Source organism: Novosphingobium decolorationis, from assembly GCF_018417475.1.
GTDB lineage: Bacteria > Pseudomonadota > Alphaproteobacteria > Sphingomonadales > Sphingomonadaceae > Novosphingobium > Novosphingobium decolorationis.
In genome coordinates this window covers 1,652,834-1,676,052 of record NZ_CP054856.1, presented here as the reverse complement: position 1 = coordinate 1,676,052, position 23,219 = coordinate 1,652,834, and the positions used below count along the sequence as shown (strand labels likewise).

The following is a 23,219-nucleotide window of genomic DNA, read 5'->3' as shown; positions in this document are numbered from 1 at the left end:
CCTCCGAAGGCGGATGGGCCCCGGAATGTGGTCGGCTCGCGTCAGGGGATCAGCCCTTCTTCTCGAAATAGGCGATGGCCCGGAATTCGTAGCTGCGCCGCACATTTGCGTCGGGGCGCGTGGTGTCGTGGAAGGCGGTGTGCGGGCTGCGCCAGGCGCGCGCGTGGTCGGAATCGTGGAACTTGATGAAGATGACCTCATCGCGGGTCATGTCCGGATAGTACCACCAGCGGTGCCCGGGGCTGTACTTGAAGATCGTCGCGGCGAGCAGCTTTTCCTCGTCGGGAATCGGCGCGAAGAGATCGGCGCCGGTCGGGATCTCGTCGACATCGACCTTGTAGTTGGAGATGCTGTCGTCCTCGCCGATCGAGGGGCCCTCGCACAGCGCGAGCGGCCAGTCCTGCGGCGGCGGCGAGAAGGTACGCCAGAGGCTGAAGCACACGAAGCGCTCGTAGCCCGGACCATCGGGGCGCATCTTGTCGTAGAAGACCTTGGCGATGGCGTTGGCGGTCGGCGTGTTGAAGTCGACGTGCGCTTCGGCCGCAGGGGGCTGCACGCCCGCGGCACCTACAACGGGAGAACGCAACTGGCCCCCCATGGGGTGGATGAAGTCGCAGCCCGTCAACCGCTTGGCGACCTCTTCCACCTCGGCCGGATAGATCGCCTTGAGCGTATCGGCATCGGCAAAGTCGGTCACCTTGGTGGGGTGCTCGGCCAGGCAGAAGCCGTGTTCGTCGAGGGTGGGGGGCGTCTCGCGCAGGCGCGCGTTGCGGATCGTCGCAGGGTAGAAGTCGTAGACGCCGGTGTTGTACTCCGCGCCCGGCGCCCAGAAGCGACGGTTGATGCGCGAGGTCGGCACCAGGTACTTGATCTCGGTGTCAATGGCCGCGCCGGGGCGCGACAGGGTGGCACTGTCCATGGTTGTCCTCTCCTCCATGCTGGATGGGGCGCCTGCCGGATCTTGTTGTCGTGTCCTGTGCAGGCGCCTTGGTGCGGCCCTCGGGCTTGCCGGCGGTCTACCCGGACGCGAAGCGCGCGCGCACGTCGTCGGGCACGCGTGCGGCCTTGAGCGGGCCGCTGCCGTCCTTCTCACGGATCGTCCAGACGCGCTTCTCGGTTCCTTCGACGCAGAGCGCATCGCCAAGGCGGATGCGGTGCGCGATGGTGAAACTGGAGTTGCCGAAGACGGGGGCATCGGCCTCGATGGTGACCACGTCGCCGTAGCTGGCAGGCTTCAGGAAGCGGGCCGACAGGTCCACCAGCGGGAAACCGGCAACGCCCATCTCGCGCAGCATATCGCGCTTTTTGGGAAGGCCTGCCGCTTCGAACAGCAGCACCGAACTCTCGGCGAACATGTCCATGTAGCGCGGGGCAAAGACGATGCCGGCCGGATCGCACTGGCCCCACTCGATGCGGTACTCGCGGCTGAGGAAGGGGGGGGTAGGTGTGCTCATCGTTCAGGCCAGGATGTTCTTGCCCTGGCGGGTCGTCTTTTCGGCCATCTCGTCCGCCTTGGGCGGTTCAGGCAGGAGCAGGCCGCGCTGGACGGCCGGGCGCTCACCGATGGTCTCGAACCAGCGCTGCAGGTGGGGCAGCCCCTCCATGTCGATGCAGGCCCAGTCATGCCCGCGCACCCACGGGAAGCAGGCGATGTCGGCGATCGAATAGTCGCCCGCGAGGAATTCGTTGTCGGCGAGGTGCGTGTCCATCACCTCAAAGAGGCGGCGGCTCTCGCGCGTGTAGCGGTCGATGACCTCGGGCAGCCTGGGCTCGAAGTAGCGGTTGAAGACGGTGGCCTGTCCCATCATTGGTCCCAGGCCCGACATTTGCCACATCACCCACTGGATCGCGCGGCTGCGGCCCATCGTGTCGGTCGGCAGGAAGCGGCCGAACTTTTCGGCAAGGTAGATCAGGATCGCACCCGATTCGAACACCGCGAAACCACCGTTCGCGGCATCGACCTCATGGTCGATCAGCGTGGGGATGCGCCCGTTGGGATTGCGGGCGAGGTACCAGTCTTCCTTCTGCTCGCGGTTGGTCAGCGAGATTGGACGCAATGTGTAGTTCGCGTCCAGCTCCTCGAGCATGATGGTGGTTTTCCAACCATTCGGTGTTTCCGAAGTCCACAGTTCCAGCACGTCTCTCTCCCATGGCGCCGTGTGCGTGATTCGCCTTCAGGGTGCGCCATTCGTGGCACGAACGAAAGCAGAGGCGATGCTCGCGGGCAAGAAGAGTGCAAACAGTAGTATTGGAAGTGACAGTTAGGCCCTGCGCACCGATCTGCGGCTGCAACCAGTTGGCTATTGTAATAGTATCGCTGCTGGGCTTCCCCCCGGCCGCGCGGCGACGCACTCTGCCATTCGAGAGATCCGCAAGGACACAAATGGAGAGGATACGCCCACGCGATGTTGACGCTGTACAGCTTTGGCCCCGGAGCCAATTCGCTTAAGCCCCTGCTGGCCCTTTACGAGAAAGGCCTCGAATTTACGCCGCGCTTCGTCGATCCGACCAAGTTCGAGCATCACGAGGAATGGTTCAAGAAGATCAACCCGCGCGGCCAGGTTCCCGCGCTCGATCACGATGGCAACGTCATCACCGAATCGACGGTGATTTGCGAATACCTCGAAGACGCCTTCCCCGATGCGCCCCGGCTGCGTCCCACCGACCCTGTGCAGATCGCCGAGATGCGCGTGTGGACCAAGTGGGTGGACGAATACTTCTGCTGGTGCGTCTCCACCATCGGCTGGGAGCGCGGCATCGGTCCGATGGCCCGCGCGCTCTCGGACGAGGAGTTCGAGGAAAAGGTCAAGCGCATCCCGATCCCTGAGCAGCAGGCCAAGTGGCGCAGCGCCCGCGCCGGCTTCCCCAAGGAGGTTCTGAACGAGGAAATGCGCAAGATCCGCGTGTCCATCGACCGTCTCGAAAAGCGCCTTTCCGAAAGCACCTGGCTGGCGGGCGAGGACTATACGCTTGCCGACATCTGCAACTTCGCCATCGCCAACGGCATGGAGAAGGGCTTTGATGACATCGTCAATACGGCCGCTACGCCCAACCTTGTCGCCTGGATCGAACGCATCAACGCGCGTCCCGCCTGCATCGAGATGTTCGCCAAGTCCAAGAGCGAGTTCGCCGCGCGCAAGCCCTTCGCCAAGAGCGAAGAGCAGGCACAGGCCTGAGGAGCGCGCCATGGCCAAGGACAACCGCATAACGCTTTACGATCTGCAGCTTGCCTCGGGCTGCACGATCAGCCCCTTCGTGTGGCGCACCAAGTATGCGCTGGCGCACAAGGGCTTCGACATGGATATCGTGCCGGGCGGCTTTACCGGCATTGCCGAGCGCACGGGGGGGCGTTCCGAACGTGCGCCGGTGATCGTCGACGATGGCAAGTGGGTGCTCGACAGCTGGAAGATCGCTGAATACCTCGACGAGACCTATCCTGATCGCCCGATGCTGTTCGAGGGCCCTTCCATGAAGGTGCTCACCAAGTTCCTCGATGCCTGGCTCTGGAAGACGATCATCGCACCGTGGTTCCGCTGCTACATCCTCGACTACCATGATCTGTCGTTGCCGCAGGACCATGCCTACGTGCGCGAATCGCGCGAGACGATGTTCCTGGGCGGGCAGAAGCTGGAGGATGTGCAGGCGGGCCGCGAGGATCGGCTTCCGCACGTGCCGCCGTTGCTGGAGCCGCTGCGCCAGCTGCTGCGCGATACGCCCTGGCTGGGCGGTGCGACACCCAACTACGCGGACTACACTGCGCTCGCCATCTTCCTGTGGACCGGCTCTGTGTGCACCACGCCGCCGCTCACCGAGGATGACCCCTTGCGCGACTGGCTCGACCGCGGCTTCGACCTTTACGGCGGGCTGGGGCGTCATCCGGGCATGCACACGCTGTTCGGCCTGAAGCTGCGCGAGGGCGATCCCGAGCCCTTCGACCGCACCGGCCTCGGCATCGAGCCGGCGCCGGTCAACCAGGGCTCGGCCGAGCCGGCTACGGCGAACTGAGGGGGCGCACATGGCATGGGACGATGAACCCGAAGGCGGCGCTTTGCGCATGTACCAGATCCCGGGCTGCCCGTTTTCCGAACGGGTGGAGCTGCTGCTCGACCTCAAAGGGCTGGGCGATGTCCTCGTCGACCACGAGATCGACATCTCCAAGCCGCGCCCGGACTGGCTCCTGAAGAAGACGCGGGGGACGACTTCGCTTCCCGCGCTGGAGTTGGAGAACGGGGAGACCTTGAAGGAGAGTATGGTCATCATGCGCTACATCGAGGACCGCTTCCCCGAAGTGCCGGTCGCGCGCCAGGATCCCTACGAGCACGCTCTCGAGGCGATGCTGTGCGCAACTGATGGCGCCTACACCGGAGCGGGCTATCGCATGATCCTGAACCGGGACAAGGCCAGGCGCGAGGAATTGAAGGCCGAGGTCGACGCGCAGTACGCCCGGCTCGACGATTTCCTGCGGCACTACAGCCCGGATGGGGTCTACCTGTTCGACCGTTTCGGCTGGGCCGAAGTGGCCTTTGCGCCGATGTTCAAGCGGCTGTGGTTCCTCGAATACTACGAGGACTACGAGGTGCCGCAGAACCTGACGCGGGTGCTTTTGTGGCGCGAGGCGACATTGGCCGAGCCCGTGGTGCAGGCGCGCCACGGCCACCGCGAGCTGATGACGCTCTACTACGACTACACCCAGGGCGGTGGAAACGGACGTCTGCCCGAAGGGCGCAGCGTCTCCAGCTTTACCCTCGATCCGCCGTGGCGCGCGAGGCCCATGCCGCCGCGTGACAAGTGGGGGCAGGGCGCCAGCGATGCCGAGCTCGGGCTGATCCCGGGCATTACTGTCCGTTCGGACACAGTGCCCGCCTGAGCGCACTGGCCCGACACCGAACACCTATTTGTGAGAGCAGGAAGCCGACAATGAAGAGCTATCTCCAGAACTACATCGATGGAAAGTGGGTCGACAGCACCGGGGGCGTGAAGCACACCGTCATCAACCCGGCGACCGAAGGCCCGGCGAGCGAGATCGTGCTGGGCACCAGCGCGGATGTCGATGCGGCGGTCAGCGCCGCGCGCGCGGCTTTTGAAACCTTCAGCCAGACCACGCGCGAGGAGCGCATGGAACTGCTGGGCAAGGTGATCGAGGCTTACAAGGCCCGTATCCCCGACATTGCCGAAGCCATTGCCGTGGAAATGGGCTGCCCGATCTCCACCGCCTCGACCGCACAAGCGGGCTCGGGCCTGGGGCACCTTGCCCAGGCCCTTGCCGCGCTTGAGAAGTTCGAGTTCTCCGAGCAGGTGGGCGACAACGTCGTGGTGCGTGAGCCCATCGGCGTGGTCGGCCTCATCACCCCGTGGAACTGGCCGATGAACCAGATCGTCGCCAAGGTGGGCCCGTGCCTTGCGGCTGGCTGCACGATGATCCTCAAGCCATCCGAGGAAGCGCCGAGCTCGGCCGCGATCTTCGCGGAGGTGCTGGAAGCCGCAGGCGTTCCTGCCGGTGTCTTCAACCTCGTTCAGGGCGATGGTCCGGGCGTGGGCACCGCTCTTGCCGCGCATCCGGGTATCGACATGATCAGCTTCACCGGCTCCACCCGGGCGGGCATCATGGTCGCCAAGAACGCGGCCGACACGGTCAAGCGCGTGGCGCAGGAACTGGGCGGCAAGTCGCCCAACATCATCCTGGAAGGCACGCCGCTCGACAAGGCGCTGCCCGACGGCGTGGGCGGTGTACTTCTGAACTCGGGCCAGTCCTGCGTGGCCCCGACCCGCATGCTTGTCCATGTCTCGCAGCATGACGAGGCTGCAGCGGAAGTGGGCAAGATGTTTGCCGAAAAGCCCGTGGGCGATCCCATGAGCGAAGGCCCGCACATCGGCCCGGTCGTCAACAAGGCCCAGTGGGAGAAGATCCAGGGCCTGATCCAGAAGGGCATCGACGAAGGCGCGACGCTTGTCACCGGGGGGACCGGCCGCCCGAAGGGCTTCGAGCATGGCTTCTACGTGAAGCCCACGGTGTTCTCCAACGTGACGCCCGACATGGCCATCGCGCAGGAAGAGATCTTCGGCCCGGTTCTGGTGATCATGCCCTACACGGACGAGGACGATGCGGTGCGCATCGCCAACGACACGCCCTACGGCCTTGGTGCCTACATCGCGGGCGATCCGGCCAAGGCGAGCAAGCTGGTCGGCAAACTGCGCGCTGGCGCGGTCTTCGTCAACGCAGGCGGCCTGGTCATGGACATGCCGTTCGGCGGCTACAAGCAGTCGGGCAATGGCCGTGAATTTGGCAAGTTCGGGCTTGAGGAATTCCTCGAGGTCAAGGCGGTGATCGGCACCTACGTGCCCGAGAACGCCTGATCCTTTCTGATCTTCGACACCTCCCGAAGGTGACTTCGCCCCCGGATGCCTCGCGCATCCGGGGGATTTTTCGTGGGCCCTTCGGGCCTGCTCAGGTGAGGTCCGCGAGCGAGATCGCCTGTCCTGCGGCCGAGGCGCGGTTGGCCTCGCGGCGCAGCCGTTCGATCTCGAGGCGCTCGGGCGGGGCCTCCTCGTCGGGAAGCGCGGCGAGCGAAGTCCGGTAGATCTCCTCGAAGTCTTCCGCGTACTCGGGGTGCGAGAAGATCAGCCCGCGGTTCTCCTCGATGCCCTTCAAGGTCTTCTCGCCCACTTCAAGCGGGTCCATGCCAAGATCAAAGGCCTTGCCGAATTCGGTCAGGGCCTCGGGATCGATGTCCTCGAACCCGCTGTGCGCAAAGGCGTCCGGGCGGCGAAACGCACTGTCCCACGCGTTGGTGCGGGTAAGCCCCGGGCACAGCAGCGAGACCCCGATACCTTCGGGCGCGAGGTTGTAGCGCAGGCTCTCGGTCAGGCCGCGCACGGCGAACTTGCTCGCGGTGTAGATGCCCGCCTGCGGACCCGACAGGTACGCCGCCATCGAGGCGACATTGACGACGTGACCGCCCTTGCCAGTGCGCTTCAGGAGCGGAAGGAGGGCGACAAGACCATTTGCAACACCTCCGAAATTCACCCCCATGATCCAGTCGTAATCGGCGTGGGTGGCGGTGTCGGTCGGCCCGAACACCGAGACGCCTGCGTTGTTGACCAGCACGTGAAGCCGGCCGAAGGCAGCCTCGATTTCCTCGGCCACTTCGGCAAAGCGGGCACGGTCGGTGACATCGAGCTTCACGAACAAGGGGATTTCCCGCTTTTCCTCGCGAAACCAATCTTCCGCCTGCGCGCGGTAATCTTCGTTGCGGTAGCTGAGAGCAAGCCGAAAGCCCGCGTTCGACAGGGCGCGCGCAATCCCGAAGCCGAGGCCCGATACGCCGCCGGTGATGAAGGCTACCCGCCCTTCGTGGCGTTTTGTCGTCTCTCCCATGGTGCGAAGTTCTCCTCTCGCCTTGATTTCAAATATTGTTGGTGTAGCAAACTATAACGAACAAGATCGTGCAATGGGAGAGATTCGCATGACCGACGTGCTCGACAAGGCCGCGACCGCGCGCCTCGATGCGCTGGAACACCGTGTGGGCGAACTGGAGGACATCAACGCCATCCGCCGCCTGCACTGGGCCTACGGCTACTACATCGACTTCAACCAGCCCGAGGAAGTGGCGCAGCTCTTTTCCGAGGATGGCGTCGTCGTCTTCCTTTCGGGAGAATATGTCGGTCATGCCGGTGTGAAGCGTCTTTACGGCGACTGGATCGCGGGGCGCTTCACGGGCGGGCGTCCGGGCCCGGTGGACGGTCTGCTCCTGGATCACTTCCAGATGCAGGACATCATCACCGTCGCGCCCGATCGCCAGACCGCGAAGGGCCGCTTCCGCGGCATGCTGTTCGGCGGCTGGCACGACGATTTCCAGGACACGCGCGAGGAGATCATGCCCCAGCAGTTCATGGAAGCGGGCATCTACGAGAACGACTACGTGCGCGAGAACGGCGTGTGGAAGATCAAGCGCCTCGACTACATGATGCAGTGGCAGTCCAACTACGAGGACGGCTGGGCGCACACCACCTCGCACCTTCAGCCCGCCGCCAAGACTTTCCCGGAAGACCCGCTGGGCCCCGACCGCCTGCTTCCTGAAAGCGAGCATCGCCCGACCTGGCCGTTCCGTCGTGACGTGCCTATGCACTTCGCGCACCCGCGTTTCGGCGCCGTTCTGGCGGGGCAGCAGGCCTCCTGATCCCTCGCGCGATTTTCGCGTTGGTTCCGCCTCTTATTGTATGCTAACGAAACAATGAGAGGCGGAACGGAGCCGTAAGAGGCGGCCCGTTCTTCCGCAAGCCTTGGGAGAGACGGCGCCGTGAACTCGGTCGATGCCAGCCTGCGCGATCCGCGCGATATCATTTCCGACGCCCCCATGTCGCGGGGGCAGATCATTGCCGTGGCCATCATGGTTGGTCTCAACGCGCTCGACGGGTTCGATGTGCTGTCGATCAGCTTCGCCTCGCCGGGCATCGCGACCGAGTGGGGGATCGACCGGGTGGCGCTGGGTGCGGTGCTCTCGATGGAGCTCATCGGCATGGCCGTGGGCTCGGTGGTGCTGGGCGGCGTCGCCGACCGGATCGGTCGGCGCCGCACGATCCTGGGGTGCCTGGTTGTCATGGCGCTGGGCATGGCGATGGTGACGCAGACCGCCAGCGTGACCGTACTTTCGATCTGGCGTGTCCTCACGGGGCTCGGCATCGGCGGCATGCTGGCCTCGATCAACGCGGTCACGGCCGAGTTCGCCAGTACGCGACGGCGCACGCTCGCCATGGGCATCATGGTCATCGGCTACCCGCTGGGCGCGGTCATCGGTGGCCTCATTTCAGCCGAGCTTCTCGTCCTTTTCGACTGGCGCGCGATCTTCTGGTTCGGTGCGCTCCTCACCGCCATCTTCATCCCGCTGGTCTGGATCTTCGTGCCCGAGAGCGTCCATTATACGCTCGTGCACCGAAACCCCGATACGCTGGCGCGGATTAACGCCCTGCTCGCTCGCTTCGGGCACGGTGCGGTCTCGGTTCTCCCGCCGGTGCGCGAAGAGGAGGAGAAGGCCTCCATCGCCGACATCCTGCGCCCGGGTCTGATGGCAACGACGCTTCTCGTGACCTTCGCCTACTTCGCGCACATCGTCAGCTTCTACTTCATCCTGAAGTGGACGCCCAAGATCGTGGTCGATCTCGGCTTCCCGCCGCCTGAGGCCGCCAGCGTGCTCGTCTGGGCCAACATGGGCGGCGTGCTGGGAGGGGCGATCTTCGGCTTTGCCGTGCAGCGCCTGCCGCTGAAGGGGGCGACCGTCACCATGCTGTTCGGCGCTTCGATCATGGTCGCGCTGTTCGGTGCGGCGGGGGCGAACACGCTCGTCGGCCTTTCCGCGCTGGCCTTCGCTTCGGGGCTCTTCACCAATAGCGCGGTCTCGGGTCTCTACACGCTTTTTGCGCGGGTCTTCCCGACCCATGTGCGCGCGACCGGCACCGGCTTTGCCATCGGTATCGGACGCGGCGGGGCGGCGCTTTCGCCGATCCTCGCCGGTGCGCTGTTCGAGTGGGGGCTCTCGCTCGCCCTGGTTGCGACCACCATCGCTCTGGGCTCGCTCACAGCGGCCTTCGCGCTTCTGGCGCTGCGCTTCCAGCCGCGCGACTGAGTGGAGAGGGCGTCTCTACTTTTGCTCTCGAAATAGCAATCAAACATAGCTATCTCGATTCCAAGAGAACGATACGTTTGGAGAGCGAACTTGGATTACCAGCCGCATTGCGATGCCCTTGCCCGTCACCTGGAGATTGCGCCGTTCCTGGAGGAGCTGGCCGCCACGGGAATCGAGGTCGACCAGGAGACATGGCAGCAGATCCTCCTGGAGGCTGCCAAGCTGGCCGAAGGCGTGATCGCGCCGGTGGACCGCGTGATGGACGAGGTCGGCGCCAAGATCGTCGATGGGCGTGTGAAGACGGTGCCCGGCCACAAGGAGGCTTGGGAGCAGTTCGCGCAAGGTGGCTGGATCGGCCTTCCTTTGCCGGAGGAGTTGGGCGGCATGGCGCTGCCACTCGTCCTGCAGAACGCGTGCGAGGAACTGTTCAACCGGGCCTCCCCCGCCTTTTCGATGCTGGGAACTCCCGGGCGCACCGCGGCCGAGATGCTGGTGGCCAGCGCACCGGCGGAAATCGCGGGCGAGTGGGTGCCGCGGCTCGTCAGCGGCGAATGGGGCGCGACGATCTGCATTTCCGAGCCCGATGCGGGCTCCGACGTCGGGCGCATTCGGATCCGGGCGGTCTCCGATGGCGCGGGCGGATGGCGGATCACCGGCGAAAAGTGCTGGATCTCCTTTGGCGACCATGACCTGACCCAGCGCATCGGCCACTGCATGCTCGCGCGTTCGAACGAGCAGCCTGGCGTGCGGGGTCTCAGCCTCTTTCTCGTGCCTGACAGCATCGAGGATGGCACGCGCAACGGCGCCTTCGTGCGACGGATCGAGGAAAAGCTGGGTCTGCACGGCTCGCCGACTTGCGTGATGGGCTACGAGGATGCGCAAGGCACTCTGATCGGTCCGGAGGGGCGCGGTTTGCAGACGCTGTTCCACATGATGCTGCGCATGCGCCTCTCGTGTGGTCCGCAGGGCATCGGTGTCGCCGCCAACGCCTTCGACCGCGCGCTGCGCTATGCCGGAGAGCGCCGGCAGGGCGGGGCGCCGACCGACAAGCCCGTTCTCATCCGTGAGCATGCCGATGTTCAGCGCATGCTGCTGGGCATGGCCGGGCGCATCGAGGCGGCGCGCGGTGTGTCGCTCGCCTGCGGCAACATCCTGCAACTGAGCGAACGGGCCGAGGATCCCGCCGAAAAGGCGCGCTGGGCTTCGCTTGCCCAGTTCCTGCTGCCGATTGCCAAGGACATGTCGGCCAGGCTCGCCTTCGATTGCGCGAGCGAGGCGGTGCAGGTCTTCGGCGGGGCGGGCTACACCCGCGAATGGCCGGTCGAGCAGACCTTGCGCGATGCGCGCGTGTTTGCCGTCTTCGAAGGCACCAGCGGCATCCAGGCCATCGACATGGTCCACCGCCGTCTCTGGCGCGAGAAGGGGGAGGGGCTGGGCCACTTCCTTGCGATCGCGCGGGGTGAGGGCGATTTGGGCGATACGGAAGCGGCCGCGCAACTGGGCGCAAGCCTCGACACGCTTGAGGCCGTCGCGGCGCAGATGGCGCAGATGGAAGGTTCGGGGCGCGATGGCGATGCCGGGGCGCTGGCCTTCCTCGACCTGTGCGGTGCCTGTGTCGGCGGCTGGATCGCGGGGCGTCTGGTACGCGACGCTGGCGAGGATCCGGCAGGTGCACGCCTCAAGGCCGCAGCGCGCTTCTACCTGGCCGAACTCCCGGCCCGCACAGAGGCGCTGGGCCGACTGGCAACGCTGGGCGAACGTCGCCTTGAAGGTTTCGCGGCGTTCGTCGAAGATTGAGGTGCGGCAGGCGCGCGGGACAGGCCGCGCGCCTCAGAAGGCCTTGATGTCGACCTCGTGAATGCGTTTCAGGAGGGCGGCGAGCATGTGGAACTCGGCATCGGAAAAGCGCTCCTTGAGCCAGTTGCCAAGCTCGGTGCTGCGCTCACGCGCAATCGAGAGCATCGCCGTGCCCGCCTCGGTGATGGCGAGCGTCTGGCGGCGCTTGTCGGTCGGCGACTGGCCGCGTTGGATAAGTCCACGCCCTTCGAGGCGGTTGATGATGCCCATCACCGTGGCGCGGTCCATCTGCAGCGTGCGGCCGATATCGCTCTGCGAGGTGCCTGCGTTCTCCTGGATCAGGATCATCGTGGTAAGCTGGGTCTGGGTGATCCCCAGGTCGCTGAAAATGTCGGAAAACCGCCGTTGTACCGCGCCCTGCGCCAGGCGAAGATGTAGGTCGAGCACATGATCGATGCTCGTCGCAGTGGGCACTTCGGTCAAAGGGAGGGGGGCGTTCATAGGCCCTAGTTGCGATCATTTCTGCATTGCGTCAAGCGGCGACTTGGATAAATTTGTGAGTGAGGCATACAATATCGCAAGGGCGAATCCACGCACGAGATTCGCTGATCCAGGAGAGGATATGTCCCACTTCCCCGACAGCCCGAGTTTCACCGGGTTCAACACGCCGTCGCGCATCGAGGCCGACATCGCCGACCTTGCCCACGAAGGCGCGATTCCCGAAGCCCTGAGCGGCGCATTCTACCGCGTCCAGCCCGATCCGCAGTTCCCGCCGCGGCTGGGCGATGACATCGCCTTCAACGGCGATGGCATGATCACCCGCTTCCACATCCACGACGGCCAGTGTGATTTTCGCCAGCGCTGGGCCAGGACCGACAAGTGGAACCGGGAACACGAAGCGGGTAAGGCTCTCTTCGGGGCCTACCGCAATCCCCTCACCGACGACCCGTCCGTCAAGGGCGAGTACCGCTCCACCGCCAACACCAACGCGTGGATCTACGCGGGCAAGCTCTGGGCGATGAAGGAGGATAGCCCGGCTCTCCTGATGGACCCGGTGACGATGGAAACCACCGGCTTCGAGACCTTCGGCGGCACGATGAGGGGCCAGACCTTCACCGCCCACCCCAAGATCGATCCCCTTACCGGCAACATGGTCGCCATCGGCTACGCCGCCTCGGGGCTGTGCACCGACGATGTCGCCTACTACGAGGTCAACCCGCAAGGAGAACTGATCCGCGAGGTCTGGTTCAAGGTCCCCTACTACTGCATGATGCACGACTTCGCGATCACCGAGGACTACCTCGTCATCCACATCGTGCCTTCGATCGGCAGCTGGGAGCGGCTCGAGAAGGGCCTCCCCCACTTCGGTTTCGACACGACCAAGCCGGTACACCTCGGCGTCCTCCCCCGCCGCGAGGGTGTTTCCGGCGACGAGATCCGCTGGTTCACCCGCGACAACTGCTTTGCCAGCCACGTCCTCAACGCCTGGCAGGAGGGATCGAAGATCCACTTCCTGACCTGCGAGGCGAAGAACAACATGTTCCCCTTCTTTCCCGACATCCACGGCGAGCCCTTCAACGGCATGGAGGCGATGAGCTACCCGACCGACTGGACGGTGGACATGGCCAGCAACGAGGACGCCTTCGAGGCGGTCACGAAGCTGAGCGAGACGGCCTGCGAATTTCCCCGCATCGACGACCGCTTCACCGGCCAGCAGACCCGCTACGGCTGGTTCCTCGAGATGGACATGAAGCGCCCCGTCGAATTGCGCGGCGGCAGCGCAGGCGGTCTTCTGATGAACTGCCTGTTCCTCAAGGACTTCGCAACCGGCGAGGAGCAGCACTGGTGGTGCGGCCCGGTTTCCAGCCTGCAGGAACCCTGCTTCGTGCCCCGCAGCGCCGAGGGCGAGGAAGGCGATGGCTGGATCGTCCAGGTCTGCAACCGCCTCGAAGAGCACACCAGCGACCTCCTGATCTTCGATGCCCTCGACATTGCCAAAGGCCCCGTCGCGACCGTCCACATCCCGATCCGCCTGCGCTTCGGCCTCCACGGCAACTGGGTTGACGCCCAGGACATCGGCCTCGCCGCCTAGCCGCATCGGGGCCAGGTGACACCCAGGTTGACACAGGTGACACAGTCCAGAGGGTGTCCCCCGGCCCCCGTGTCACCCTCCCAAGGTGCCTGATTTCAAGGAGATGGCGATAGCGAGCATTCCCGCAGTTTCGCACGAGCGCGCGCCTGTAGGAAAGTGAAAACTCCTGGCATCGAGGGCTAAGAAAAGGCCGATGCGAGGGCCATCGCCCTCGCGCTCCCAGAACCGGAGAGGGCAGGTTCTTGCGCGAAGGTCGCGTCCTCCCGCCAGCCTCGACTTCGCGTAAAGTCCTGGCCGAGGCGTGACGTCGCAGTTGCGCCCTAGTTGGTCGTTCGAGGGGCGATTTGCCGCGCCAGGAAACCGTCAGTCAGGTTACGTTTGTCGACCCGATCGGCCAGCAGTCGGAATGGGTGGCGGGCGGAAATTCCGCCGTGCGCCAAATATGGTCGCGCATGATGAGCCTTGCGCATTTTAGAAAAAGTGTACATTTTTATTCAAATTCGCTCTAAATCTAGATTAATTTACGAAAATTATATGAATTAAGGAGGGCAATTTGCAAAATTTCGGCATTTGGCACATTCTTATATCACTTTCAGTGATATTATTTTGGTTATTTATTGCAAAATTTATTCACAATAAGCTTAAATAAAATAACACGAATGTTGTAATCGCAGCCCGCAGTGTGGCGGCATATTGCCAGAATCTCTCAGAACTTGCTTGTCCGTTACCGGCCTGTCTCGGGTATCCAGAATGAGAAAGCAGGCCGACCGCAGCTGGGCACGGAAAATCGGCGGTTGAAGGCCGCAAAGGGTCGCGAGCTGCCTCCGCGTGAGCGTCAGCTATCCCCGCAACCCGGCTCCAAACCGGAAAGTCGCCCACCGGCCCAGATTCGACGAGGCCGTTGCCAGAAGAGGGGCATGGAAGGGCACGACTTCGCTCGACAGTTTCGGGAGCCCGAGGGCGATGGCCCTCGGAATTCACTTCTTCTGCTTTCTTTCGCTTTCTGTCTGCCCAGATGGTCTACCTTACGGATCTGACGCGGACCCGGCTGCGCGAGGTGTGGTTGCCGGGTATGGGGTCAAGGGGGGGGGGGATGACCCCTTGAATTTCCCCTTTCTCCTGCACTTCGCAGCCGCCGGAAGGGGCGTGCGTCAGACCGGCTCTCCGGCGGCGCGGCAGCGGGGGACGAGGCTGTTTTCGTCGCGTTTTACCCAGATCATGGCGAGGATGAGGCAGACCACGATCACGGGAGCGACGAGGTTCACCGAGAGGATCGCCGAGCCCAGGTTCCCGCCGTTGGCGTCGCTGATCATGCCCACCGCGTAGGGGCCGATGCCAAGGCCGCTCAGCGTCGAGATCATCACGAAGGCCGAGCTTGTCACGCCGCGCATGCGGGGCAGGACGAGGTTGTACATCATCGCGTAGAGTGGGGGCATCCACATCGTCAGCACCAGCGAATAGAGCGTGAAGCGCAGGTAGAAGCTGCTCGCCTCGGGGGCGGTGTAGACCCAGATCGCGAGGAGCGGCGAGAGGCCGAGCGAGGCGAGGGTGAGGCCGATGCGGCCTGCGCCCGGAAGGTAGCGGTTGGCCTTGTCGGCGAGCGGGCCGGCCACCAGCGGGCCGAGCATGCCCAGGCCCGCCGAGAGGAGGCCGAAGTTGAGCCCGGTCTCGCGCGCGGAGAGGCCGTAGCTGCGCATCAGGAAGGACGGCGTGAAGCCCATGACCCCGTAGTTGATCGCGTATTGCAGCGCGCCCGCGCCCATCAGCAACAGCAGCGTGGGCGAGGCGATGGCCGCGTGGGCCGGGCGGTCGGAGAGCTTGAGCGACTGGAACAGGTTGAGGATCACGAAGGCCCCGAAGCCGACCACGCTCCACTGCAGGACATGCGGGTTGATGGCGAGGACGCCGAAATCGATGGCGGGACGCGGCGAGAAGTGCTGGGCGAGCCTTGCGATCGTGGTGCAGGCGGTCACGATCAGGGCAAGGCCCACGATGTTGGCGATCCAGCTGCGCGCAGGAGCCCCGCGCCGGTGCAGCATGGCCCAGTTGGTGACGGGGGCAACGGCGGCAAAGAGCGCGAGGCTGGCCTTGAAGGGCGCTGGGTCCTTTTTCGTGGCGATGCCATCGCTCTTGCCGCGTTCGGGTTCCGGCTCGCGCAGGAGCAGCAGCACGAGGATGAAACCGGGAAGGGCCGCGACCACGAAGGCGAACTGCCAGCCCGAAAGGCCGAGCGGCGCGCCGGAGGTAAAGGCGTGGTTCCACCAGTCCGCCGCGATTCCTCCCAGCATCATCGAGGCACCAAGGCCCAAGGCGATGGCGATGGCGACGGCGGCCATGGCGAAGCTGCGCCGTCCCTTGGGGATGACATCGAAGATGAGGCTGTTGCCGGTCGGCTGGGCGGCGGCCTCGCCGATCCCGACGCCCAGGCGCGAGAGGGCAAGGAGGGCAAAGCCCGAGGCGAAGGCCGCCATCAGTGTCGAGACCGACCAGATCGCGATGCAGATCGCGAGCAGCTTCGTGCGGATCCAGCCATCGGCGAGCCGCCCCAGCGGGAGCGAGAAGAGCGCGTAGAAAAGCGCGAAGACGGTGCCGTAGAGCAGGCCCAGTTCGGCATCGCCAATGTTCAGATCGGCGCGGATGTCGCTGGCGAGGATCGAGAGGATCTGGCGGTCGAGCAGGCTCATCGCCTGGGCCGCGCAGATCAGGGTGAGGATGCGCCAGCCGGCCGTGCCGATCCTGTCGTCGCGGGTGGGTGGCGGAGCACTCGGGGTCACGTCGGCCTTCACAGGTTGAACCATTTTTCAGCGTTGGTCTGGAAGAACTGGCGTTTGGCGTCGAAGGGCATGTCCATCGCGTCCATGGCGTGGACCTCCTGCGCGACGACTTCATAGGGATAGTCCATCGCGTACATCACGCGCTCGGTGCCCATGACGCTCTGCGCGAACTTGACCGCGGGCTCCCAGGCCATGCCCGAGTTGGTGACCAGGACATTGCTGCGGAAATACTCGGCAATCGTCTTGTTCAGGGGCTTCATGCATTCGTAGCGGTTCGCGCGCACGCCCGCCTGGTGCATGTAGTCGAGCCGGTAGAGCCAGTAGGGCAGCGCCTCGCCCATGTGGCCGACCATGATCTGCAAGGTCGGGTAGCGGTCGAAGATGCCGCTGGTGATGAGGCGGAGCAGGTGCATCCCCGTCTCCACCCCGAAGCCGAAGATCGCGCCGTCGAGCCCCGCTTCGAGCATGGGGTCGATCATCGCATCGGGCGGGGTCGAGGGGTGGATGTAGAGCGGCTGGCCGACATCCGCGAGCGCACGGAAGATCGGATCGAACTTGGCCGCGTCCAGATATTCGCCCTGGGTGTGGCTGTTGATCTGGACGCCCTTGAAGCCCAGCTCCTTCGCGCCGCGCCGGATCTCGGCGGCGGACCATTCCGGGTCCTGCGGGGCGACGGCGGTCATGCCGATGAAGCGGTCGGGGTGGGCCTGGCAGCGCTCGGCGAGGTAATCGTTGGCGGCCAGCGCAATGCCTTTGGCCTCGTCCAGGTCGAGGAGCGGCTGCACGCCGGGCGAGGTCAGCGCCAGGATCGCCTTGTCGATGCCGTGGGCGTCCATGTCCGCGAGGCGCCGCTCGCCCAGGTCCAGCAGGCGCTCGATGATGGTCATCGCGCGCTCGCTCGGGCTCTTGGCGTAGAAGCCCCAGAGCGAGACCATGCCCTTGTCCGCAGTCCCGTCCTTCACCATGCGCAGGTAGATGTCGATCTGCTCGCGCGTGGCGAAGGCCTCTTCGGTGGCGATGCGAAGGTAGCCCTTGTCACCGCCGGTCTTGAGCTCTCCCGTCATGTCTTTGTTATCCTTCGTGTACAGCCTTGGTGACGAGGCAGGCCATGATGCCTTCGGGCCCGTCCTCGTGCCCGTGGCCTGACCATTTGACCCCGCCAAAGGGGCTGTCCGCGCCCCCGATCATGGGCGTGTTGATGCCGACCATGCCCGCCTCGATGGCGGCCGAAAGGCGCTTCTGGCGCGAGGCGTTCGATGTCCAGGCGTAGGCGGCAAGGCCGTAGGGCAGGCGGTTGGCCTCGGCGATCATGGCTTCCTCGCTCTCGAAGCGGTTGAGGAGGGCGACCGGGCCGAAGGGTTCCTCGTTCATGATGCGCGCGGTTTGCGGCACGTCGGAGAGGACCGTGGGCTGGTAGAAGAAGCCCTGGTTGCCCAGCCGCTCGCCGCCGGTGTGGAGGCGCGCGCCCGCATCCACCGCCTCGTGGATGAGCGCGTCGATGGCCTCCACCCGGCGCGGGTTGGCGAGCGGACCCATCTGGCTTTCCGGGGCGAGGCCGGGGCCGATCCGCAAGGCCGCGGCGCGGCTTGCAAAGCCTTCGCGGAAGGCCTCGTAGACAGGCGCCTCGACGAGGAAGCGGGTGGGGCTGACGCAGACCTGCCCGCCGTTGCGGAACTTCTGCGGCACGGCAATGTCGAGCACGCGCTCGATATCGGCGTCGGCAAAGACGAGCACGGGGCCGTGGCCGCCCAGTTCCATCGTCGTGCGCTTGAAATCCTCCGCCGCGAGCTTGGCGAGCTGGCGCCCGACCACGGTGGAGCCGGTGAACGAGAGCTTGCGGATGACGGGACTGGCCAGGAGGTGGCGCGAGACTTCGTCGGGCACGCCGAAGACGGCCTGCGCGACATCGGTGGGAAGCCCCGCGTCATAAAGGCATTGCAGCACGGCAAGCGCGCTGGCGGGGGTTTCCTCGGCCGCCTTCATGATGACCGAGCAGCCCGCCGCGACCGGCGCGCCGAGCTTGCGGCCCGGATTGCCGATGGGAAAGTTCCAGGGCGCAAAGGCCGCAACCGGACCGACGGGCTCGTGCACCACGGTCGAGCGCATGCCTTCGGGGCGCACCAGCGTGCGGCCGTAGATGCGAAAGACTTCGCCCGCATAGAACTCGAAAAGGCCGATGTTCATGCCGACCTCGATGCGCGCTTCGGCAAGGGTCTTGCCCTGTTCGAGGACGGCGATGCGCGCGATGTCCTCTGTGCGCTCGCGCATCAGGCGCGCCGCGCCGTTGAGTACGTTCGCGCGTTCCTGCGGCGTCGATTTGCGCCAGCGGGCAAAGCCGCGCGCGGCCGCCTCCAGTGCGCGGTCGAGGTCGGCGCTGCTCGCAAGTGGCAGCTTGCCGATGGTCTCGCCAGTCGCCGGGTTCAGAACATCGTGGGTCCTGCGGTCGGCGCCGGAGAGGCGCTCGCCGTCGATCATCAGGTACAGTTCAGGGTATTCGCTCATGCCTCACCGCGCGGCTGGAGGGATCGGGTAAAGGGCCTTCAGGCAGGGGCCATCGGGCAGGGCCCTCTCGCGCCAGAGGGGTTCGAAGCGGCGCGAGGGAGCCCTGCCGTCAGGGCGCAGGCGGGCCTATTCGGCCGCCTGGGCACCTGCCTTGGCGTCTGCCTTGGCTTGGGCGCGGTCGATGTCGCCCTGCCAGCGCTCGGCCACCATGTCCTTGCCGGTCACAGGGTGGGGCATGTGGAAGGGCAGCAGCTTGTGGGTGGGCCAGAGCCAGTGATCCTCGATCAGGGCGTCCGGGCCGCTCGGGTCCTCGGGGTAAAGCACCTTGGGGAAGGGGACGTATTCGGCCTCGGTATAGGCCCAGCCCTTGTCGAAATCGGCGTGCCAGTGCGGGAAGTAGTTGAGCACGTGGATGCGCCAGACCCCGTCCACCTTCTTGTAGGTGTTCTCGTAAATGCCGCCTTCCCACCACTGGCGCGGGTTGGCCATCATCGGGTTGTCGGGGGTGAGGTAGTCCTTGTGGCGCCCGGCCTGCATCATCGAACGCGCGCGTGCGTGCGCGGTCACGCCGTCGGGATCGATGGTGACGATGTCCTGGAGCTGCGGATGGTCGAGCAGGAAGCCGTCGATCGGGCCGTTGTTGCCGTGGGTGAAGCGCTTCTGGAACCGCTCGACGTAAAGGCGGCGCGCGCCTTCCTTGCCCTTCCACACGCCGCCGAAGAAGCGCACTTCGGCATCGTCGGTGAACAGGTCGACGGTCTCGTTGTACATGCACTTGTCGATGAGATAGCCGTAGAGGTGCTGCAGCTTGCGCACGTCCAGCTCGTCCTCGCGCACGGTCAGGCGGCGGGCCAGATCGGCGACCTGGTTTTCCAGGGCCTCGATGCGGGCGGTGTCGGTCATATGGGGGTCCTCTCTCCTGGGATTATCGTTGTCGGGTTGGGGCAGGGTCACAGGCCCAGCGCTTCGAGACGCTCGATCTCCTCGCGGTAGGGGCGGATTGCCCGGTAGATGCAGAAAGTGGCGAGCGGCAGCAGGGCGATCGCGGTGATCTCCAGCGCCAGCCACAGCTTGGCCGGGTCGGCGACGACGTACTGCGCGACAAGCCCGATCACGAAGCTGCCCATCGCGCCAAAGAAGGTGAACATGAACAGGTAGATCGCGGTGACCTGCCCGCGCATGGCGTTGGGCGCGACGCGCTGGATCGCCGCGTTCTGGGGCACCGCGCCTGCAATCCCGAACATCGCGCCGAACGAGGCGACGCCCAGCGCCGCATAGCCGTTGGGCATGAGCGGCGAGAGGATCGAGCACACGGTGACGACGGCAAAGCAGATCGTGGCGGCAACGACGTTGGCGTCCTTGCGGCGCTTGGCCAGCCATTCGACGAAGGTGCCGCCCAGGACCAGGCCGAGCAGCGAGGCGACGAGCGTCATGCCGCCGATGACCGCGCCGATCTGCGCTTCGTTCCAGCCGTAGGTGCGGATCATGAAGGGCACGCGCCAGAAGGAAAGGCCGAAGGTCTCGATCGCGCTCAGCGCAAGACCGAAGAACAGCGGGTAGTAGACGCGGCGGTTGGCGTGGATCGCCTTGGCCGCGTCGAGGCCGGTGAAGGTGAGGATGCGGCGCGAGAGCGAGGCGTTTTCCGGGACAGTGTTCATCATGCCCGGAATGACAAGGCGCTTGGGTTCCTTCACGGTCAGGAACAGGAGCGCGAAGAGGAAGGCGGGTAGGCCCGTCCAGATCAGGATCCACTGCCAGGAATAGATGCGAAAGGAGCCCCAGACGGTCGGCTCCCAGTGCGAGGTCATCGCGATCAGCTGGCCGCCGAGAAGGGGGCCGAGCGTCGATCCGCCGATGAAGCCCAGCTGCAGCACGGCAAAGGCGCGGGTGATCTTCTTGGGCGGGAACATGTCGGCGAGCAGCGAATAGGAAGCGGGCGCGTGCGCCGAACCGCCCGCGGCCAGGAACACGCGGCTGCCCACGAACTGGATGAAGTTCTGCGCGATGCCGCCTGCAATGGTGACAAGGCCGATCACCGCGACGCCGCCTGAAAGCACGTACTTGCGCGGAAAGATGTCGGCGAGGCGGGCGAGCGGGATGCCCACGAAGAGGTAGCAGATGATGCTGGCGGGCCCCGCGAGGAAGCCCAGCTGCGAATCGGTGAGCCCGAAGTCGGCCTTGATCCGTTCGGCCATCATCCCGAACACGACCTGGTCGAAGAAGGTGAGAAAGGTCGCCAGGACAATCACGGCCAGCGCCCAGTAGGCGCTGGAGGGCGTGGGCCATTCGCGCGATTCGGCGCCATCCTGACCGGCGGCCCCTTGCGCTTCGCTGCCCGCAGGCTCGAACGGCTCGATACCGGCACTCGCTACTGCCATCGCGTCTCTCTTCCCATCTCTCTCAGGACGCCTTGTCAGGTCGTTCCCATTCGTTATTGTTGGCCTTGCATACAATCTCTTGTTCGTGAAAAAAAGACAGGAGATTCGGTTCAAGGCCGAAAAAGTTTGAAAAATCGATGGAGAGGAGTGAGGAACTATGCAGGATCTACCGGGGAAGACCGCCTTTGTGACCGGCGGCGCCAGCGGGATTGGCCTGGGTATCGCCAAGGCCCTGCTGGGAGCGGGCATGAACGTTGCTATTGCCGACATTCGCCAGGACCATCTCGATGACGCCGCAGCCGAACTGGACGGCGGCGACAAGGTGCTCGCGCTCCAGCTCGACGTCACCGACCGCGCTGCCTTTGCTGCCGCCGCCGATGCCACCGAGGCCAAGTTCGGCAAGATCCACATCCTGTGCAACAACGCAGGGGTTGCGGTTGTCGGCCCCACCGACATGGCGACTTTCGCCGACTGGGACTGGGTCATGGGCGTGAACGTGGGCGGCACGATCAACGGTATCGTCACCATGCTGCCGCGCATGCTCAAGCACGGCGAGGGCGGCCACATCGTCAACACCGCCTCGATGTCCGCGCTCGTGCCAGCGCCGGGCACCACGATCTATTCCTCGGGCAAGGCGGCCGTCACCTCGATGATGGAATGCATGCGCCCTGAACTGGAATCGCGCGGCATCGTGTGCTCGGCCTTCTGCCCGGGCGCGGTGCAGTCGAACATTGCCGAAGCCGGGCGCACCCGTCCCGACGCCCTCGCCGAAACCGGTTACGCCGAGGCCGACAAGGGGCGCCAGGCGGGGGGCAGCTTCTTCCACCTCTACCAGACCAAGGAAGAGGTCGGTGAGCGCGTGCTGACGGGCATCCTCAACGATGAACTCTACATCCTCACCCACGCCGAATTCCTCATCGGCGTGCAGGAGCGTGGCGAGGCGACCACCGCGGCGGTGCAGGTCCAGCTGCCCGAGAACGAGGAGTACAAGAACACCTTCGGCGTGCTGTTCCGCAACTCGGCGATCACCCAGGAGATCGACCGGCAGAAGGCCCTGCGCGCCGCGCAGATGTCTGAAGCTGGCGTCGCGTAAGGGGGCGGGCATGACACAGCTTGCGGGCCGCACGGCCTTCGTGACGGGCGGGGCGAACGGGCTGGGCCTGGGCCTTGCCCGCGCCCTCCTTGCCGAAGGGTGCAAGGTGGCCATCGCCGACGTGCGCGAGGATTCGATCGAGGCCGCGCTCAAGCTGCTGGAGAACCAGCACGTGATGGGCGTGCCGCTCGATGTCGCCTCGCGCGAAAGTTTTGCGCAGGCGGCCGACCGGGTGGAGGCCGAACTTGGCCCGGTCAGTCTCCTCTTCAACAACGCTGGCGTGAACCTTTTCCAGACCATCGACGACAGTTCGTACGATGACTGGGACTGGCTTCTGGGGGTCAACCTGCACGGCGTCATCAACGGGGTGACGACTTTCGTGCCGCGCATGAAGGAGCGCGGGCTGGGCGGCCACGTGTGCAACACCGCCTCGATGGCCGCGTTCCTGTGCAATGGCGCGCCGGGCATCTACAACACGACCAAGTTCGCGGTCCGGGGCCTTAGTGAGTCCTTGCGCTACAGCCTCGCCGCACACGGGATCGGCGTCTCGATGCTCTGCCCGGGGCTGGTGAAGAGCCAGATCTATGCGAGCGATGCGATCCGGCCCGAGGCGCTCAAGGCGGGTGCGAAGGAGGTGAACACCGAATTCGTGAGCAACCTCGAAAAGCTGCACCAGGCCGGGATGGAGCCCGAGGTGATCGCCGCGCGTACGCTGGAGGCGATCCAGGAGAACCGCTTCTACATCTTCTCCCACCCCGAGTTCCAGGACGAGCTGGCCGAAGTCTTCGACGAGGTCCTCGCCGATTTCCGCGAATACCCCGAGGATCCGGGCCTTGCCGACCGCCTGCAGATCGAGGCGGGCCGCCGCGCCAGCTACAGGAAGGCGCGCGAGGCCGCCAACGCGCTCTGATCCTTCGGCATATTCTCCGAGAAAACCCACGGGCCGCGCAGGGCGATCTGCGC

At 65.1% G+C, this 23,219-nt stretch carries 20 protein-coding genes; 10 read left to right on the top strand and 10 right to left on the bottom strand.

Annotated features, from left to right (window positions below; all coding sequences use genetic code 11):
- Positions 1-49: 49 nt before the first annotated feature.
- The 3 genes from HT578_RS07580 to HT578_RS07570 form a co-directional block, all read right to left on the bottom strand.
- On the bottom strand, positions 50-919 hold the full coding sequence (locus HT578_RS07580) for a CmcJ/NvfI family oxidoreductase (RefSeq protein WP_213503366.1): 870 nt from the start codon (positions 917-919) through the stop codon (positions 50-52).
- 97 nt (positions 920-1,016) lie between these two features.
- Positions 1,017-1,454 (bottom strand): acyl-CoA thioesterase, encoded by a 438-nt coding sequence (locus HT578_RS07575; RefSeq protein ID WP_039391119.1) that lies wholly within the window; start codon positions 1,452-1,454, stop codon positions 1,017-1,019.
- Between the two features lie 3 nt (positions 1,455-1,457).
- Positions 1,458-2,138 (bottom strand): glutathione S-transferase family protein, encoded by a 681-nt coding sequence (locus HT578_RS07570; RefSeq protein WP_213503359.1) that lies wholly within the window; start codon positions 2,136-2,138, stop codon positions 1,458-1,460.
- A 267-nt stretch (positions 2,139-2,405) separates the two neighbouring features.
- Here HT578_RS07570 and HT578_RS07565 point away from each other — a divergent pair, with 267 nt between their 5' ends.
- From HT578_RS07565 to HT578_RS07550, 4 genes are read left to right on the top strand one after another with little or no spacing between them, the layout of a single operon-like run.
- Positions 2,406-3,176 (top strand): glutathione S-transferase family protein, encoded by a 771-nt coding sequence (locus tag HT578_RS07565; protein WP_213503357.1) that lies wholly within the window; start codon positions 2,406-2,408, stop codon positions 3,174-3,176.
- A 10-nt stretch (positions 3,177-3,186) separates the two neighbouring features.
- Positions 3,187-4,005 (top strand): beta-etherase, encoded by an 819-nt coding sequence (locus HT578_RS07560; RefSeq protein ID WP_213503355.1) that lies wholly within the window; start codon positions 3,187-3,189, stop codon positions 4,003-4,005.
- Positions 4,006-4,015: 10 nt separating this feature from the next.
- On the top strand, positions 4,016-4,867 hold the full coding sequence (locus HT578_RS07555; protein ID WP_239026547.1) for a glutathione S-transferase family protein: 852 nt from the start codon (positions 4,016-4,018) through the stop codon (positions 4,865-4,867).
- A gap of 50 nt (positions 4,868-4,917) precedes the next feature.
- A complete protein-coding gene (locus HT578_RS07550; protein WP_213503353.1) occupies positions 4,918-6,354 on the top strand; it encodes an aldehyde dehydrogenase family protein in 1,437 nt (478 codons plus the stop codon).
- Positions 6,355-6,445: 91 nt separating this feature from the next.
- Here HT578_RS07550 and HT578_RS07545 read toward each other — a convergent pair whose 3' ends face one another.
- Positions 6,446-7,375, bottom strand: a complete 930-nt coding sequence (locus HT578_RS07545) for an SDR family oxidoreductase (RefSeq protein ID WP_213503351.1) — start codon at positions 7,373-7,375, stop codon at positions 6,446-6,448.
- Between the two features lie 73 nt (positions 7,376-7,448).
- Between HT578_RS07545 and HT578_RS07540 the strand changes: the two genes are divergently transcribed.
- The 3 genes from HT578_RS07540 (at position 7,449) to HT578_RS07530 (ending at position 11,417) form a co-directional block, all read left to right on the top strand.
- Complete coding sequence (locus tag HT578_RS07540; protein WP_239026546.1) at positions 7,449-8,177, top strand: nuclear transport factor 2 family protein; 729 nt, start codon at positions 7,449-7,451, stop codon at positions 8,175-8,177.
- Positions 8,178-8,354: 177 nt separating this feature from the next.
- On the top strand, positions 8,355-9,620 hold the full coding sequence (locus HT578_RS07535; RefSeq protein ID WP_213504173.1) for an MFS transporter: 1,266 nt from the start codon (positions 8,355-8,357) through the stop codon (positions 9,618-9,620).
- A 90-nt stretch (positions 9,621-9,710) separates the two neighbouring features.
- Positions 9,711-11,417: an acyl-CoA dehydrogenase family protein gene (locus HT578_RS07530; protein WP_213503349.1), complete on the top strand. Its 1,707-nt coding sequence runs from the start codon at positions 9,711-9,713 to the stop codon at positions 11,415-11,417.
- A 33-nt stretch (positions 11,418-11,450) separates the two neighbouring features.
- Here HT578_RS07530 and HT578_RS07525 read toward each other — a convergent pair whose 3' ends face one another.
- Positions 11,451-11,918 (bottom strand): MarR family winged helix-turn-helix transcriptional regulator, encoded by a 468-nt coding sequence (locus HT578_RS07525; RefSeq protein WP_213503341.1) that lies wholly within the window; start codon positions 11,916-11,918, stop codon positions 11,451-11,453.
- Between the two features lie 121 nt (positions 11,919-12,039).
- Here HT578_RS07525 and HT578_RS07520 point away from each other — a divergent pair, with 121 nt between their 5' ends.
- A complete protein-coding gene (locus HT578_RS07520) occupies positions 12,040-13,509 on the top strand; it encodes a lignostilbene-alpha,beta-dioxygenase (protein ID WP_213503340.1) in 1,470 nt (489 codons plus the stop codon).
- A 1,151-nt stretch (positions 13,510-14,660) separates the two neighbouring features.
- On the opposite strand, the gene HT578_RS07515 is transcribed toward HT578_RS07520, so the two are convergent.
- The 5 genes from HT578_RS07515 to HT578_RS07495 all read right to left on the bottom strand — a co-directional run bounded on the left by HT578_RS07515 (position 14,661) and on the right by HT578_RS07495 (position 21,163).
- Positions 14,661-16,307 (bottom strand): MFS transporter, encoded by a 1,647-nt coding sequence (locus HT578_RS07515; protein WP_239026545.1) that lies wholly within the window; start codon positions 16,305-16,307, stop codon positions 14,661-14,663.
- Entirely contained in the window at positions 16,292-17,347 is a 1,056-nt protein-coding gene (locus HT578_RS07510; protein ID WP_213503332.1) for an amidohydrolase family protein, read from the bottom strand. The genes HT578_RS07515 and HT578_RS07510 overlap by 16 nt, the downstream gene beginning before the upstream one ends.
- Before the next feature lie 7 nt (positions 17,348-17,354).
- A complete protein-coding gene (locus tag HT578_RS07505) occupies positions 17,355-18,785 on the bottom strand; it encodes an NAD-dependent succinate-semialdehyde dehydrogenase (RefSeq protein ID WP_213503323.1) in 1,431 nt (476 codons plus the stop codon).
- 126 nt (positions 18,786-18,911) lie between these two features.
- Positions 18,912-19,688 (bottom strand): nuclear transport factor 2 family protein, encoded by a 777-nt coding sequence (locus tag HT578_RS07500; RefSeq protein WP_213503321.1) that lies wholly within the window; start codon positions 19,686-19,688, stop codon positions 18,912-18,914.
- Positions 19,689-19,735: 47 nt separating this feature from the next.
- Positions 19,736-21,163 carry an MFS transporter gene (locus tag HT578_RS07495; protein ID WP_213503319.1) on the bottom strand — a complete coding sequence of 476 codons (1,428 nt, stop codon included), beginning with the start codon at positions 21,161-21,163 and terminating at the stop codon, positions 19,736-19,738.
- Between the two features lie 157 nt (positions 21,164-21,320).
- On the opposite strand from HT578_RS07495, the gene HT578_RS07490 reads away from it, so the two are divergent.
- Together HT578_RS07490 and HT578_RS07485 are read left to right on the top strand one after the other, a co-directional pair.
- Positions 21,321-22,256 (top strand): SDR family NAD(P)-dependent oxidoreductase, encoded by a 936-nt coding sequence (locus HT578_RS07490; RefSeq protein ID WP_039391156.1) that lies wholly within the window; start codon positions 21,321-21,323, stop codon positions 22,254-22,256.
- A 10-nt stretch (positions 22,257-22,266) separates the two neighbouring features.
- On the top strand, positions 22,267-23,166 hold the full coding sequence (locus HT578_RS07485; protein WP_213503311.1) for an SDR family NAD(P)-dependent oxidoreductase: 900 nt from the start codon (positions 22,267-22,269) through the stop codon (positions 23,164-23,166).
- Positions 23,167-23,219: the final 53 nt, after the last annotated feature.